16 protein-coding genes, 3 tRNA genes and 1 riboswitch are annotated in these 15,368 nt (G+C 55.4%); of the genes, 9 read left to right on the forward strand and 10 right to left on the reverse strand.

The features are described from left to right. The first annotated feature begins 3 nt into the window (after window positions 1-3). The 5 genes from AC1Z3F_RS09170 to asd all read left to right on the forward strand — a co-directional run bounded on the left by AC1Z3F_RS09170 (window position 4) and on the right by asd (window position 3,254). On the forward strand, window positions 4-327 hold the full coding sequence (locus AC1Z3F_RS09170; protein ID WP_131088816.1) for a GNAT family N-acetyltransferase: 324 nt from the start codon (window positions 4-6) through the stop codon (window positions 325-327). 85 nt (window positions 328-412) lie between these two features. Beyond that, complete coding sequence (locus tag AC1Z3F_RS09175; RefSeq protein WP_483565585.1) at window positions 413-1,216, forward strand: thymidylate synthase; 804 nt, start codon at window positions 413-415, stop codon at window positions 1,214-1,216. Beyond that, window positions 1,213-1,788 carry a dihydrofolate reductase gene (locus tag AC1Z3F_RS09180; protein WP_131088818.1) on the forward strand — a complete coding sequence of 192 codons (576 nt, stop codon included), beginning with the start codon at window positions 1,213-1,215 and terminating at the stop codon, window positions 1,786-1,788. Before AC1Z3F_RS09175 ends, AC1Z3F_RS09180 begins: the two co-directional genes overlap by 4 nt. A 7-nt stretch (window positions 1,789-1,795) precedes the next feature. After that, window positions 1,796-2,023, forward strand: coding sequence for an NF038396 family protein (locus AC1Z3F_RS09185; protein ID WP_131088819.1), 228 nt, complete (start codon window positions 1,796-1,798; stop codon window positions 2,021-2,023). A gap of 112 nt (window positions 2,024-2,135) precedes the next feature. Continuing rightward, window positions 2,136-3,254: an aspartate-semialdehyde dehydrogenase gene (gene asd, locus AC1Z3F_RS09190; RefSeq protein ID WP_131088820.1), complete on the forward strand. Its 1,119-nt coding sequence runs from the start codon at window positions 2,136-2,138 to the stop codon at window positions 3,252-3,254. 72 nt (window positions 3,255-3,326) lie between these two features. On the opposite strand, the gene AC1Z3F_RS09195 is transcribed toward asd, so the two are convergent. From AC1Z3F_RS09195 to AC1Z3F_RS09225, 7 genes are all read right to left on the reverse strand, one after another. Next, window positions 3,327-3,851 carry a GNAT family N-acetyltransferase gene (locus AC1Z3F_RS09195; RefSeq protein WP_131088821.1) on the reverse strand — a complete coding sequence of 175 codons (525 nt, stop codon included), beginning with the start codon at window positions 3,849-3,851 and terminating at the stop codon, window positions 3,327-3,329. A gap of 45 nt (window positions 3,852-3,896) precedes the next feature. Then, entirely contained in the window at window positions 3,897-4,958 is a 1,062-nt protein-coding gene (locus AC1Z3F_RS09200; RefSeq protein ID WP_483565586.1) for a UDP-N-acetylmuramate dehydrogenase, read from the reverse strand. Between the two features lie 53 nt (window positions 4,959-5,011). Next, complete coding sequence (locus AC1Z3F_RS09205) at window positions 5,012-6,214, reverse strand: MFS transporter (protein ID WP_131088823.1); 1,203 nt, start codon at window positions 6,212-6,214, stop codon at window positions 5,012-5,014. 2 nt (window positions 6,215-6,216) lie between these two features. Further along, window positions 6,217-6,657 (reverse strand): MaoC family dehydratase, encoded by a 441-nt coding sequence (locus AC1Z3F_RS09210; protein ID WP_131088824.1) that lies wholly within the window; start codon window positions 6,655-6,657, stop codon window positions 6,217-6,219. Window positions 6,658-6,659: 2 nt separating this feature from the next. Further along, window positions 6,660-7,106, reverse strand: a complete 447-nt coding sequence (locus tag AC1Z3F_RS09215; RefSeq protein WP_131088825.1) for an FAS1-like dehydratase domain-containing protein — start codon at window positions 7,104-7,106, stop codon at window positions 6,660-6,662. 99 nt (window positions 7,107-7,205) lie between these two features. After that, a complete protein-coding gene (locus AC1Z3F_RS09220; protein WP_131088826.1) occupies window positions 7,206-7,481 on the reverse strand; it encodes a hypothetical protein in 276 nt (91 codons plus the stop codon). A gap of 87 nt (window positions 7,482-7,568) precedes the next feature. Next, a complete protein-coding gene (locus tag AC1Z3F_RS09225) occupies window positions 7,569-8,441 on the reverse strand; it encodes a DUF2797 domain-containing protein (RefSeq protein WP_262199577.1) in 873 nt (290 codons plus the stop codon). A 340-nt stretch (window positions 8,442-8,781) separates the two neighbouring features. Here AC1Z3F_RS09225 and AC1Z3F_RS09230 point away from each other — a divergent pair, with 340 nt between their 5' ends. Further along, window positions 8,782-9,564, forward strand: coding sequence for a GTP pyrophosphokinase (locus AC1Z3F_RS09230; RefSeq protein WP_242632471.1), 783 nt, complete (start codon window positions 8,782-8,784; stop codon window positions 9,562-9,564). Between the two features lie 220 nt (window positions 9,565-9,784). Here AC1Z3F_RS09230 and AC1Z3F_RS09235 read toward each other — a convergent pair. Together AC1Z3F_RS09235 and AC1Z3F_RS09240 are read right to left on the reverse strand one after the other, a co-directional pair. Then, window positions 9,785-9,858 (reverse strand) — tRNA-Met (locus tag AC1Z3F_RS09235). A gap of 47 nt (window positions 9,859-9,905) precedes the next feature. Next, window positions 9,906-9,977 (reverse strand) — tRNA-Thr (locus AC1Z3F_RS09240). 519 nt (window positions 9,978-10,496) lie between these two features. Between AC1Z3F_RS09240 and AC1Z3F_RS09245 the strand changes: the two genes are divergently transcribed. Continuing rightward, window positions 10,497-10,568 (forward strand) — tRNA-Thr (locus tag AC1Z3F_RS09245). 175 nt (window positions 10,569-10,743) lie between these two features. Then, a riboswitch (TPP riboswitch) is annotated at window positions 10,744-10,853 on the forward strand. Further along, window positions 10,849-12,591, forward strand: a complete 1,743-nt coding sequence (gene thiC / locus AC1Z3F_RS09250; RefSeq protein ID WP_483565587.1) for a phosphomethylpyrimidine synthase ThiC — start codon at window positions 10,849-10,851, stop codon at window positions 12,589-12,591. It overlaps the preceding riboswitch by 5 nt. A 118-nt stretch (window positions 12,592-12,709) precedes the next feature. On the opposite strand, the gene AC1Z3F_RS09255 is transcribed toward thiC, so the two are convergent. Further along, a complete protein-coding gene (locus AC1Z3F_RS09255; protein WP_483566950.1) occupies window positions 12,710-14,635 on the reverse strand; it encodes a DEAD/DEAH box helicase in 1,926 nt (641 codons plus the stop codon). Between the two features lie 305 nt (window positions 14,636-14,940). Here AC1Z3F_RS09255 and AC1Z3F_RS09260 point away from each other — a divergent pair, with 305 nt between their 5' ends. Then, window positions 14,941-15,357, forward strand: coding sequence for a hypothetical protein (locus tag AC1Z3F_RS09260; protein ID WP_262199575.1), 417 nt, complete (start codon window positions 14,941-14,943; stop codon window positions 15,355-15,357). The last annotated feature ends 11 nt before the right edge of the window (window positions 15,358-15,368 follow it).

A 15,368-nucleotide genomic window follows, 5' to 3' on the forward strand; every position in this document is an offset into this window, starting at 1 on the left:
GCCATGACTGCCCAGCAGCCAACTGACAAAGTTGTTCACCACGGTCTGCGCCTTGACCATGACGCAAGCCGAGGCCGTTTTTCGCTCTGGCATGGTTCCACGTTTGTTGGATTCATCGGTTACCACCAAGAAGATGATGTGGTCACCATCCAGCACACCATTGTGAATGAAGAGTTTGGTCGCCGCGGTTATGCCCGTGCTCTAGTTACTTTGGTTCTGGATCGATTCAGAAATGAAGGGCTGAAGATCATTCCGGAGTGCAGCTACGTGCAGGATTACCTGCGCCGCTATCCGGAATACAACGACATGGTGGTTCAGCCCGGCTAGCTTTGGACGCTGCCTTCATCTCTGCGATGCTTCTCATCCTCGGCGGATGTTCCCGCCGAGGACATGGTGAACTAAACTTGGGTGCGTGAACATCGCGACCCCATACGAAGACCTGCTCAAAGACGTGTTGGAAAACGGCACGTCTAAAGAAGACCGCACCGGGACTGGAACTCTTTCCGTCTTTGGCCGCCAGATCCGCTTTGATCTGCAGGATTCTTTCCCGCTAGTCACCACCAAACGCGTACATTTTAAGTCCGTTGCAGCTGAACTTCTGTGGTTCCTGCGCGGGGAATCCAATGTGCAGTGGTTGCAGGACAACGGCGTGCGCATCTGGAACGAATGGGCCGATGAAGACGGTGAACTCGGCCCGGTATACGGCGTACAGTGGCGCAGCTGGCCAAACCCAGACGGTGGCCACATCGATCAAATCTCTGAACTGGTCGACGCATTACGCAACAACCCAGACTCCCGCCGGCACATCGTCTCGGCCTGGAACGTCTCGGAAATCAAGAACATGGCGTTGCCTCCTTGCCACGTCTTCTTCCAGTTCTACGTCGCGGACGGCAAGCTCTCCTGCCAGCTATATCAGCGCAGTGCAGACATGTTCTTGGGCGTTCCCTTTAATATTGCGTCCTACGCGCTACTCACCTGCATGCTCGCACAGCAGCTGGATCTTGAACCCGGTGAATTCATTTGGACCGGCGGTGACGTTCACATCTACACCAACCACTTGGAACAGGTGAAGGAACAGCTGTCCCGCGATCCTTACCCATACCCAACGTTGAGCTTCAATTCAAAGCCTGAGTCGATTTTCGATTACACGCTTGAAGACTTCAGGATCAACGATTATCAGCACCACCCGACGATCAAGGGAAAAGTCGCCGTATGACCCAAGAGTCACGCCACGCGAACCAGCTTGAACCAATGCTCGGCGCTATCTGGGCCCAAGCAAACAACGGGATTATTGGTGACCAAGGCTCCATGCCATGGCACGTGCCCGAAGACTTGGCACACTTCAAGCGCGTCACCGCCGGTCATCCGGTCATTATGGGACGAGCTACGTGGAATTCATTTCCTGCCAAGTACCGTCCACTGCCAGGGCGCACCAACATTGTCTTAACCTGTCAGGCTGAGGCTCACGAGCAACTTCGCAACGAAGGCGCCGTCGTAGCAACTAGCCTCGAAACGGCACTGACTTTGGCCCGTGAGGCCAAGGGCGGAGAAGAAGTCTGGATCATCGGTGGTGGCAAGGTTTATGCCCAAGCATTGTCCATGCTGGACGTTGCAGTGATTACCAAGCTGGATGTAGATCCGGCAGGTGATACTTCTGCTCCGGTGCTGTCTAAAGACTTTGTTATGGGAACCAGCGACCCTTCGGTTGAATCGACAGAACCCGAATGGCACGTCTCCTCCAGCGGAACCCGATACCGCTTTGAAACCTGGCTGCGTCAGAAGGACTAATACACCCATGAAAAAATACATTGGCGAGCTTAAGGCACACCCCGAGGCGCTCTTCGTCTTGGGCTACATGCTCTTCCCACTCCTGGCGCTTGTTGTTGCGGTATTGGGATTCTTCATGGTCTTAGGTGGCTACAAGATTCTTGGCCTGATCCTCCTACTGGTGCCGGCACAGATATTCATCTTCGCGGCAGTGTGGGCGATCAATAATCGCAAGAGAGCACTTGAGGAAAAGTAAAACTTTTGCTGTACACAATCACACCTGAACCCTTCTGGGGCTTGGGTGTGATTCTGCTTTAACTCCTGTAACGAACCGGGCTCCGTTGGCCAAACGCCCCTACGATGGATACATGACTTCATCTGTTGGTTTTGTAGGTTACCGTGGCATGGTCGGCTCCGTGCTGATGCAGCGCATGGTTGACGAGGGCGACTTTGCTCAGATTAATCCGGTGTTTTTCTCGACTTCGAATGCCGGCGGCAACGCCCCAGCATTCGCTGAAGGAGCCGGGGCCCTAGAGGATGCTTATGACATCCAGACCCTGTCCAAGCTGCCGATTATCGTCACCGCACAGGGTGGGGACTACACCTCCAAAGTCCACGCTGAGCTTCGTAAGTCCGGCTGGGACGGCCTGTGGATCGATGCAGCCTCGACGCTGCGCATGAATGATGATTCGGTCATCGTTTTGGATCCAGTTAACCGCAATGTCATTGACCAGTCCCTAGCCTCCGGCGTCAAGGACTTTGTGGGCGGTAACTGCACCGTTTCTTGCATGCTGATGGGCTTGGGCGGCTTGTTCAAGAACAACTTGGTTGAGTGGGGCACCGCCATGACCTACCAGGCAGCTTCCGGCGGCGGAGCACGCCACATGCGCGAACTGCTCAACCAGTTCGGTGACATCAACGCGTCGGTAGCTTCTGAACTTGTTGACCCAGCAAGCGCCATCTTGGACATTGACCGCAAGGTTCTTGAAACCCAACGCGGTGGCTTGGACGCTGCCCAGTTCGGTGTTCCCCTCGGTGGATCCCTCATCCCTTGGATCGACGCGGACTTGGGCAATGGCCAGTCCCGCGAAGAGTGGAAAGCCGGCGCAGAAACCAACAAGATTCTGCAGACCTCAGGCGAGAACAACATCATCATGGACGGACTGTGCGTGCGCATCGGTGCGATGCGTTCACACTCGCAGGCACTGACCTTGAAGCTCAAGGAAGATCTGCCAGTAGCTGAGATCGAATCCTTGCTGGCTGCAGATAACCAGTGGGCCAAGGTTGTTCCTAATGAAAAGGAAGCAACCATGAATCAGCTAACCCCAGTGGCTGCTTCAGGTACTTTGGATATCCCTGTGGGACGTATCCGCAAGCTAGAAATGGGTCCAGAGTACATCTCGGCGTTCACCGTCGGTGACCAGCTGCTCTGGGGAGCTGCTGAGCCCCTACGTCGTATGCTGGCTATCGCTCAGGGCCGTCTCTAATCCCGGAGTAAAAGACCTCATACAAAAAGCACGGTCCGGAACAATTGTTCCGGACCGTGCTTTGTTTTGCGTCTAGCTGGACCACTGATCACGTAATACCGAGAAGATGACCTGATCGTGCCAGGCTCCTGCACGCCATTGCGCCTGGCGAATGATTCCCTCTTGGTGGAAGCCAAGCTTCTCAAGACACCTACGTTCAGCAGTGTTCTCCAACGCTGTCGTGGCTTGGATTCGATGCCGTGGGTAGTGGGCAAACAAGTAATCAATCAACAAGCGCTGCGCCTGCGTACCAAAACCTTGGCCACGGAACGGCTCAAAAATACCAATGGCAATTTCCCAGCACGCGGAGGTGTTGGCGCGGCCCCAGTTGGTGATTGTGAACCAATCGACCTTGCCGATGGTGCGCTCCCCCAGACAGATGGCCAAAGCGCCATCGTTGCTGCCAATGAATTGATCTTGGTCCAGCCTGGTGCGCAGCTTGGTCGTGTCCCAAAACCCGAACCATTGAGCTTCGCCAGCACCCTGAACAGATTGAAATTGCTCTTCTAGTAGATCAATACCTTCAGCAGTTAGTTTTCGTAGCGATAGCTCAGCCATGCCAACACTCCTCGGTAAGGTTTTGATATCCGTTAGTGCAGTGGCTTAGAGCTCAAGACCAATCAGCAACGGTTCATTGACCAACATAATGCCAAAGCGTTCGTTAACACCGGCCTGCACGGCACGCGCAATGGCAACGATGTCGTTGGCACTGGCCTCGCCACGGTTGGTGATGGCCAGCGTGTGCTTGGCAGACAGTGAGGCACGCCCCTGAGCCACCGAGAACCCATAGGTGCCCTCCAAGCCATAGCCCTTGGTGAATCCGGCTTGGTCGATCAGCCAGGCAGCCGACAGCTTTACAAAGCCTTCTTGAGCCACTGGATAGTTTGGCGCATTCTCCGGCAAGCTCTGCAGTACCGAAGCTTCAACGATGGGGTTGGTGAAGAATGACCCGGTGGAGTGCGAATCAGCATCCTTTGGGTCATAGACCATGCCCTTGGACCGGCGTAGCTCAAGAACTCGCTGGCGTACCGACAAGGCATCGGCGCGCTCACCTGGCTCTACATTAAGTTGACGGGCTAGCTCAGCGTACCGAATAGGCGCAGACTGGCTATCTCGTTCAAGCAAGAACGCAACTTCGAGCACTACGTAACGTGGGGATCCGTTGTTGCTGGTGCGCTTGATCAGCGAATCACGGTAGGCAAACTCAAGTTCTGCATTCTGCATCTTGAGCACCTGGCTGGTCTGCCGATCATAAACTCGCACCCACGCCAGTGACTGAGAAACATCTGCGCCATAGGCGCCAACGTTCTGTACCGGAGTGGCCCCAGCATTGCCCGGGATGCCAGACAGTGCTTCCAGCCCGCTCAGACCCTGAACTAGGCTGAACTCCACCGTCGTGTCCCAGCTTTCACCGGCGGCAGCGCGCAACAAAACTTTGCCGTTAGGTTGCTCATCGAGGTGCAAACCGCGGGTGGCAATCTGCACGGCCACGCCGGCGTAGCCTTCATCGCTGATCACCAAGTTAGAGCCACCGCCAATGAGCAGGACGTTATGGCCTGCGCTGTCGGCGGCAGCAACGGCTTGCGCCAGTTCGGCTTCGCTGGTGGCGGTAAGCATTTGGTTTGCCGGTCCACCCACGCGGGTGGTAGTCAGATTCTTCAGCATTGATTCAAGGTACTTTCAGTGTCGAGGCAATTGCTGCACGCCAAGGCAACAGTCTAGTTATCGGTGCGTTTTTCGTCTTGTGGGTATCCGGCAGTGTTTTTGGAAAGCATAAAGGCCAGAACGATCAGCAGGGAAATTGAACCCAAGGCTGGCAACAGACCTATCGCCCCTGCCAACAAGCCCAATAGCGGCGGGCCGCCCAAGAAGGCCCCGTAGCCAATGGTTGATACCACAGCTACTCGGGTTGCCGAATGCAGTGGGTCATCCGATGCTGCGCTCATGGCCAGTGGGAAGGTCAGTGCAGCACCAATGCCCCAGACCACCAGCGCGGCAAACGCCAGCGGAAGGTTATGGCCAAAGGCAAAGATCAGAACGCCAACAAAGGCACAGATGGCGCTGGCCCGAATCATGATGACTCGTCCCAGACGCAAGATCAAGTCACCGGAGAGCAAACGAGTCAGCGTCATGGCGGTGACAAATACACCGTAGCCCACGGCTCCGGTGGCTTCGCTGGTTCCATAACCATCTGCCAGGGCAAGAGCTACCCAGTCCCCTGCTGCACCTTCGGCGAGCGCCATGCCCAAGACCAAGATGCCCAGCAGGACGGTTTGTGGTTCTTTCCATGCACGCGACAGCGACGGGCCGCTGGAGGTTCTCGGGGTACGGCTGAAATCTTCACCATAGAATCGGGAGCTGTAGAGAACAGTGCCGACAATGATCAGACCCATGAGCAGGTAGTGGTACTGCAACGGCAGCCCCATATGGGCTGCTAGCGCGCCGAGGCCTGCGCCAATCACGGTGCCGATGGAGAAGAAGCCATGCAACGCAGGCATGATGCTCTTGCCCAGTGCGCGTTCCATCACTGCGCCCTGGACGTTAGAGGCTACATTCCATGAGGCTGATCCGAGCCCCTGGGTGAACAGGAAGACACCGGTGGCAACGGCACTGCCAAAGACGCCGGTGCTTACGCCAACAAGGATGAGGGAAGCACCGCTGAGGGTGGCGGCAATGCGCATCACGTTGGCTGCGCCGAGGCGCAGCACCAGTTGACCGGAGACCGAGACGGACAGGAAGGATCCTGCGCTCATGCAGAGCAAGAGCAACCCGACAGTGGCGTGGTCAAGGTCCAGTGCGTCGCGTACTGCTGGCAGTCGCGATACCAAGGCGGAAATCAGTAGACCGCTGGCCAGGTAGGCGGCCATCAGTGCGTTGCGCCAGTGTATTACCGACGGTTGCGCATTACCGGATAGGGGCATCTTTAGAGCTGCACCACAACTTGGCACTTGAGCAGTACCTTGCTGTCATTGGCAGTAACGGCCAAGTCGATGCGTGCTGTGCGCTTTTCGTCATCTAGCGCGCCAACTTTGCCTTCAACAAAAATGCTGGTGCCCTCGTAGTCAGCTGGGTTGCTACCCTCTGGGTCTTCAACTACTACCGGCTTGGTGAAGCGTGTTTGGTAGTCGATGATCGCTCCTGGGTTTCCTACCCATTGTGAGACGAGGTCAACCACTGAACCCATGGTGAACATGCCGTGAGCAATTACCGATGGAAGTTCTACTTCTTTGGCGAAGCGTTCATTCCAGTGGATCGGGTTGAAGTCTCCGGAGGCCCCGGCATAACGAACGAGGTCCGCACGGTTGACCTTGACGGTGTGGGAACCGATGACGGTTCCCTTTTCAAGAGTTTCGAATTCAATCATGCTTAGTCCTCAGCTCGTACCAGTAGCGACGAAACGGTAGTGGCGACCTTTTCGCCAGAGATGCTGGAGATTTCAGCGCGGGTGGTGATCATGGCACCGGCACCCATCTCACGTACCTGATCTACATACAGCTCAGCAATCAGCTCATCGCCAGCCACAATCGGACGGTGGTGGGTAAAGCGCTGATCCGCGTGGACAACACGCGAGAAATCAATGCCCGACGCTGGGTCTGCAATCAGCTGCGCATCGGCACGCTGGGCGACGATGATGGCAAAAGTTGGGGGCGCGACTACATCGCTGTAACCCAGCTTCTGCGCTTCTTCCACTTTGAAGTGTGCCGGCGAGGTTGCTTTGGTAGCCGTAGCGAACTCGCGGATCTTTTCGCGTCCTACGTGGTAGGACTCTCCGGCAGGGAAAACGCGCCCCACCAGGTCGGGATTGATGCCCATGGATTCTCCTGAACTTTGGTGTAACAGAAAATGACGTGCTGCATCGACGGTGCGCCAGGATTCAGCGCATCATCAACGATTCTTGACTCTTGCTGAGTTCTACTGGCCGTCGCGGGCTGAGCTCTTGGCTTTCCGTGGGGCTGCCAGTCCATTCTCAACGCGCCACTGGCGGGTGTCTTTGGCCCTGACAACCATTCCTGCGATGTGGCAAAGCATGCCTACAAACATGATTCCGATTGCGGTGTATACCGTTGGCAAAGATGGAATGTTTGCGCCGATAATCGCAAGGATGATGCCTGCTCCCATGATTGCCATGGCAGTAAAGACGAGCTTCTTATAGCGCGGTGAGGCAGCTTCCCAGGGAGTATTGGTCATAACTCAAGTCTAGTTCAGCTCACCTCGCAGGACTCATTGGAACAACGGTATTTTCTCGTGACTCCACTGACAGCTAAACGTCAAAGCTTAGAACAATGCGGACTGTTCTTCTTTGAATTCTCCATACTGCTGTCGCAACTGAACTTCACGTGTTTTTAGTTCCGCAGCATCTAGCAGTCGTAGGGTGGTGCCTTCCCCGCTATCGGCCATGATGCTTTGACCTAAGACCCCTCTGATGCGCAGGTCCGCGGTGGCACCGGGCAGTGCAGAATTCCAGGCGTGTAGCGTGCGGGAATTCCACGCTTCAATGACCGGGTGGGCAAAGGCCGGTTGTTCCCAGAGCTCATCACGAAGCTCAACACCATAGGTATCCAGCCCGCGTTGTGCCCCGAGGAAGTCACGGGCTTTGCTAGCGGCTTGCTCGTTGATCTCATCAAGCTGCGCTAGGTCCAATTCCCAACTCACCAGTCCCTTGATTTTGGACTTCTGCCGGACTTGTTGGGTGAGCGCAACGTGCACGGTGACCAGATCTTCAAGTACACGAATTGCTGTACCATCATTGGCGCGAGCAATATAGCGCGCTATGACGGCGCCCTGCTGAGCCAGTCGAGTCCACTTGCTCTGTGTGGAAGTAGTTCCAACCTTGGTCGCACCATGGGCAAAACTAGCGACGTAGAGGAAGTGCGGCTGTTCAAGGTATTTGCGCATTCCCTCCGGGGCTTCCCCGGTCTTATGGAACTGGTGCATGAACTTGGAGTGGTCTAACCGGCGGCAGCTATCGCATTGGGTGCCGGTGCGTAGTGCTTTGGTCTTGGGGCATGGCAAGGTGTTGCGGGAACCATCACGATTCATAGTGATATAGCCCAGGCAAAACTTCAGTTCTCCGACATCCATGCTCAGCGAGCGGTTCAACTCAAGATATTCGGTCTTCCACTGGTCAGCTGTGCGCAGTCGAAGCATGGGCGCGGGTTCATGCTGAGAGAAGCTAATGCCATGACATAGCTGCCGTGAAGCGCTGGGGAATTCCATCAAGACCTTTCTGAAGTAGCCCTTCCAACCTTAGGCCACCAGCAAGGAACCATACAGCTCAAAGTACTTGTGCTTTGCTCCCCCAATCGAGGCGAGCAAGTACTAGTCCCCGATAGATTCCCGAGGTCTTCTGGCCAAATTCTTAGACTGCTGACCTAACCTTGAAATAGAGAGCGCTCATGTCCTTTGACATAGCCACAACATGTAGAGGTGATTTACGATTTCTACGCCGTATCAAGAAGACCCACCTGGCGTTGTTTCGCTGCCGTCGGTGGCAAACCTCGCCCCTGGCGAACTACAGGAAATTACGCAGGCGTTCCGCCTTCAATTCCAACGGTTCATGATGGAGTACCAGTTTGCAGTCGATGAGGTCCTAACCAAGGTCTCCATCTTGCGCGAAGAGTTTCTTTATCTTCATAAGTACAATCCGATTGAACACATCACTTCGCGGGTGAAAACTCCAGAGAGCATCATGCGCAAGGTGAGCCAGCGAAAGATTCACCCCTCGCTCACCGCGATCAGGGAAAACATCAGTGACATCGCTGGCGTTCGAATCACGTGCAGCTTCGTCAAGGACATCTACAAGGTACTCAATACCTTGACTGCACAAAACGATATCCGTGTCATTCAAATCAAGGATTACATCAAGAACCCTAAGCCAAGCGGCTACAAGAGTGTTCACGCGATCGTTGAGATTCCGGTATTCCTCTCTGACGGTCCGGTCAACGTGATCGTAGAGCTGCAGATCCGCACTATTGCCCAAGATTTTTGGGCCAGCCTAGAGCACAAGATCTTCTACAAGTACGAAGGTGAAGTTCCAGCCCACCTAGCTAGCGAGCTGGCAGACGCTGCAGCTATTGCAACCAAACTGGATATGCAGATGCAACGGCTTCACACCGAGGTTCATGGTCACGATGCCAACAATGAACAACCCGATGGGCAAGATATGGATTCTGATGTGATCCAAGGGCTACTCATGCTGGCCAAGGAAGCTTCGAATAGTGGCGACCAGGCGCATAAGGGTGCAATCGGTCCCAACGACGCCAGCCTCTAGACGCACCAACTAAACAACGGCCACCTACATCATCGCATTGCGATGCGGTAGGTGGCCGTTCCTGTATTGCACTGCTCGCTACACTCTGAACTGGGGCCGATATCCGTGACGTGACGTCGGGGGTACTTTCGAGGTACACCTAGGTCCCACCTACGGCACTAGGATTCGATTTTGAGCATGAAAAAGCCCCGAAATTCAATGAATTTCGGGGCCAAATCTGTAGCGGCGCCGGGACTCGATCCCGGGACCTCACGATTATGAGTCGTGCGCTCTAACCAGCTGAGCTACGCCGCCACAAGTGAGAAGCAATCCAGTAGAAGCCAAGACTACTTCTCACTCAGAGCCCCCTGCCGGAATCGATCCGGCGACCTCGTTCTTACCAAGAACGCGCTCTACCACTGAGCTAAGGGGGCAACGAGTAAATACTCTACACGGCTTTGGGCACAAAGAAAAATCGTCATTCGCCTCCAATGAATTTCGGACCGCGTCGCGTTACCCCAAGTCAACGCATGTTTCTAGAAGACGTAGTGCTGACATGGAACGAAGGTTGGCACAAAAGCGCATAGGTGACGATGCTCACTGGAGCATTAGTAGTGGTCAATTTGGTAATTTCCAGCCTTCGGAAAGCGCTGCACGAGTTCCTTTTCTAACGACCAAGCGGTGCCACTTTCCTGCCGCTTGAGTCAGTGAAAATCACTTTTCCAACAACAAAACATCCGTACATCTTGATGCTTCGCAGTCAAAAGAGGTAAATATCAACATGTGCGAGGTCTGCCATTTTTCGCGGCGCAGACTACCCGCGTTTAGAACACCATCGAGCAACCGATCCCCTGCCGCGTTTTTCCTACTTGAGTAGGGGTCTTGTGACGTCAGCTACAAACTCGTTACGGATTTTGAAATCGCCAAAAACCTGTGTAGAGTATTTACTCGTTGCCCCCTTAGCTCAGTGGTAGAGCGCGTTCTTGGTAAGAACGAGGTCGCCGGATCGATTCCGGCAGGGGGCTCGAAATAAGAGAGACAATCTGAATTCAGATTGTCTCTCTTTTCGTCTATCTGGACTTATTTTCTTGGGCCCCGCTGCCACTTCGCTTCTCCCCCATCTTCCACTTCCAACGCTCAGACCTAGCGTCAAATTTTGGCGCCCATTCTTGTGCGCCGATTTTTTCATGCTAGTGTCGTCTCCGACCACACGGGAGCCCCATGGCAAGGGCTGAGATCGGGCTATCGCCGTCCGCGACCGTTGAACCTGTCCGGGTAATGCCGGCGAAGGAAGTGAGTTTCTCAATGGAACAATTTGAACAACATCCTGCCCACTCTCTCGCGTTCCGCGAATCGGAAGGGATCTCAGTTCCCGTCACGCAAATTCAACTTGCGGACTCCCCCAACGGCCAGCCAAATGAACCGCTACGGGTGTATCGCACCAGTGGTCCAGGTAGCGAACCAACTCAGGGACTGAATCCTTTTCGGGAACCGTGGATCATGGAACGAGCAGACGTTGCGGTCTATGAAGGCCGCGAACGCAATCTGCACGATGACGGGCGCTCAGCGGTCCGCCGAGGAACTGCCAGCGATGAATGGGCCGGACGCACGGCGCCACCACTACGTGCAGTTCAGGGGGCCACAGTAACCCAAATGCACTACGCACGAGCTGGGGTGATCACCCCTGAAATGCGATATGTGGCGGTTCGCGAAGAGTGCGATGTAGAACTGGTGCGCAGCGAGCTGGCGGCCGGGCGAGCAATCATTCCGTCCAATATCAATCACCCGGAATCTGAACCGATGATTATCGGCAAAGCCTTCTTGGTGAAAATCAATGCAAATATCGGCAACTCTGCGGTGACCAGCTCGATTGCTGAAGAAGTATCCAAGCTGCAGTGGGCCGCCAAATGGGGTGCAGACACCGTCATGGATCTATCCACCGGTGATGACATCCACACCACTCGTGAGTGGATCATCCGCAATTCACCGGTGCCCATCGGAACGGTGCCCATCTACCAAGCCTTGGAAAAGGTCAATGGCGAAGCCAACGCACTGACCTGGGAGATCTTCCGCGATACCGTCATTGAACAGTGTGAGCAGGGCGTGGACTATATGACCATTCACGCTGGCGTGCTCTTGCGTTATGTTCCTTTGACTGCCAACCGGGTTACCGGCATTGTCTCGCGCGGTGGGTCCATCATGGCCGGCTGGTGCTTGGCACATCACGAAGAGAATTTCTTGTACACGCACTTTGATGAGCTCTGCGAAATCTTCGCACAGTACGACGTTGCTTTCTCACTGGGTGACGGGCTTCGTCCCGGCTCCATTGCTGATGCCAATGACGCCGCGCAGTTCGCTGAGCTAGATACCCTAGCTGAGCTGACCAAGCGGGCCTGGAGGTACGACGTACAGGTCATGGTTGAGGGACCGGGACATATTCCATTCCATAAGGTCCGGGAGAATGTTGAACGCCAGCAGGAGTTGTGTGATGGTGCGCCCTTCTACACACTGGGCCCACTGGTTACCGATATCGCTCCGGGCTATGACCACATCACCAGCGCCATCGGCGCTACGGAGATCGCTCGATATGGCACAGCCATGCTTTGTTATGTCACACCCAAGGAACATCTGGGATTGCCTAACCGTGACGATGTAAAGACCGGTGTTATCACTTACAAGATTGCAGCTCACGCCGCCGACTTAGCCAAGGGGCACCCGGGTGCCAGTGCGCGCGATGATGCGCTGAGTAAGGCACGCTTTGAGTTCCGCTGGAATGACCAGTTCTCGCTGAGTTTAGATCCCGTCACGGCTCAAGAATTCCATGACGAGACTTTGCCCGCAGAACCAGCCAAGACCGCACACTTCTGCTCGATGTGTGGACCAAAATTCTGTTCCATGCGGATCTCCCAAGATATCCGTGATGAATACGGTTCTACGGAGGCTCAAGCGGCGTTGGCAGGCATGGCAGAAAAGAGTAGAGAGTTCTTGGAGAGCGGCGGAAAAGTTTATCTAGGAGATGAGATTCCGGTAGGCAGCGCAGCCCAGTAATAGCTGGCTGCTGGAACAAGCATCTTGGAGAAACACACAACGCCCCTGGATCAAACCTTTCGGTTTGTTCCAGGGGCGTTGTGTTGTGCTTTTAGCTAGTTAGCTTAGGAGCGTCGACTTAGTAGTCGCGACGTCCACCGCTACGGCCCGAGTCGCTGAAGCGCTTGTCGCCGCCACGGCCACCGAAGCGCTTTTCGCCGCCACCGCGTCCGCCGCGGAAACCGCCACGGTCTCCACCGCGGAAACCGCCACGGTCTCCACCGCGGAAGCCGCCACGGTCGCCGCCACGATCGTTGTCATCGTCGTCGCGTGGCTTACGGCCGGAGTCAAGCTCCATGCTGATCAGCTCGCCGCCGATGCGGGTCTTGGACAGTGCACGCCACTGGTCCTTGCTCAGCTCTGCTGGCAGTTCAACCAAGGTGTGATCCGAACGGATCTCAATGCCACCGATTTCCGAAGAATCGAAGCCACCTTCGTTAGCCAAAGCGCCAACGATCGAGCCTGGCTGCACGCGGTTGCGGCGGCCAATGGCCAGACGGTACATGGCGTTGCCTGCAGCAGCAGTCTTACGTGCACGTGGGCCACGGTCGCCGCGGTCACCACGGTCGCCGCGATCGCCACGTTCTGGGCGGTCACCACGTTCCATGCGAGCCTTCTTGGAAGGCGAAGCTACTGGTTCGGTCATCAGCAATGGACGTCCACCCTGAGCCATCAAAGCCAGTGCAGCTGCGATTTCCAGCTGATCAAGGTCTTCATGCTCAGAAGCGAACTTCTCAACGATTTCGCGGAAGGTGGTCAGGTCCTGACCACTGATGGTCTGATCGATGCGATCAGTGAACTTCTGGATACGACGGTCGTTAACCGAATCCAGCGAAGGAAGCTGCATCTGGGTCACCGGCTGGCGGGTAGCCTTCTCGATGGCACGCAGCAAGTACTTCTCGCGTGGGGTCATGAACAAGATCGCGTCGCCCGAACGACCTGCACGGCCGGTACGGCCAATGCGGTGAACGTAGGACTCGGTGTCATGTGGGATGTCGAAGTTGATGACGTGGCTGATGCGCTCAACGTCCAAACCACGAGCTGCAACGTCGGTAGCAACCAGGATGTCGATCTTGCCTGAACGCAAGTTCTCAACGGTGCGCTCACGCTGCTGCTGTGGGATGTCACCGTTGATAGCTGCAGCGGTGAAGCCGCGAGCCTTCAACTTGTCAGCCAGGTCCTCGGTAGCCATCTTGGTACGAACGAAGGCGATAACACCTTCGAATGACTCGGACTCGAGGATACGGGTCATGGCGTCAAGCTTGTGCGAGCCCATAACCTGCAGGTAACGCTGGGTGATGTTGGTGCCGGTCGACTGCTTGGACTTGACCGAAATTTCCTGCGGATCGCGCAGGTATTCCGAAGCAATACGACGGATGGTACGTGGCATGGTGGCCGAGAACAGGGCAACCTGCTTCTCTGCTGGGGTTGCTTCCAAGATCTTGTCGACCTCTTCGGCGAAGCCCATGCGAAGCATTTCGTCGGCCTCATCCAGTACAACGTACTGAAGGTTGGACAGGTCCAAAGAACCCTTGTTGATGTGGTCGATTACGCGACCTGGGGTACCAACAACAACCTGAGCGCCACGGCGCAGGCCGTTGAGCTGTGGGCCGTATGGGGAGCCACCGTACACTGGCAAGACGGTGAAGTCTGGCAGGTACTTTGCGTAGGAAGTGAAAGCCTCAGCTACCTGGAGGGCCAACTCGCGGGTTGGAGCCAGAACCAGGATCTGTGGGGTGCGGGCTGGACCATTGGTGTCAGCCAGCTCTGCCATGCGGGACAGGGCAGGAAGCGCGAAAGCAGCGGTCTTACCGGTACCGGTCTGAGCCAGACCAACAACGTCGCGGCCTTCGAGAAGCTTAGGAATAGTGGCGGCCTGAATTGGCGATGGCTTTTCATAGCCCAGGTCAGCCAGTGATGCAAGCACACGAGCATCCAAACCAAGTTCGGAGAAGAGCACGGTTGGCTCTTCTGGGGTCTGGTTGTCATCGGTGTTTACGGGCATGTCAGAAGACACGAAGATTTACCTCATTCGTTGGGGAATATGCCTTAGCCGTCCCCAAAGAAACGACGTATAGGCTACACAGTCAGATACAAGTCACGCTCTACAAGCGCTCCCCTATGACATAAGAAACCGCACACACTTGCGGAAATACAACACGAGAAGGCTCCAGCCTCAAATATTGGGCTGGATGCAAGGGATACCCTTGAAGTTTGCGAACACTTAACACTAACGCGAACCACCGCTAATTGTCAGTGCCCAGAGCGTGTGAGATCGGGCACCGCGCCAAAGCACGTAGTGTTAAAGATGTGAAAATACCATTCTTGCCACGCCGCCCTGAAGAGCCTGTACCCAGCGCTTTGTTCATCGCGCAAATGCTTTGGTTACTAGCCGGAGTGCTGTTTTTAGGCTTTGGTGGCTTCCTCATTTATGAGCAGAGCGACTCAGGTTCACTGAACTTTGCAGCCATTGCCTTGGCCATATTTTTTGCTGCCGCCGGCTGCGCCTGCGGGGTTCTTGGCTACCGTTTGTTCACCGGTCAACGTGCTGCCCGCACCAATCTCACCTGGCTCGGTGTGATTACCGCGGTGCCATTGTTGATGCGTTTTGGTCGCTATTCACTACTGGCCGCCATCATCATGTTCTGTGTAGCTCTCATGTGGCTTCCTAGCAGCAACTACTACTTCAAGGTCGTCTCCCCTAAGCCGCCTAAACGGCGTCGCTAGCGCAGCTGAAA

This window comes from Glutamicibacter sp. MOO4 (assembly GCF_056934395.1).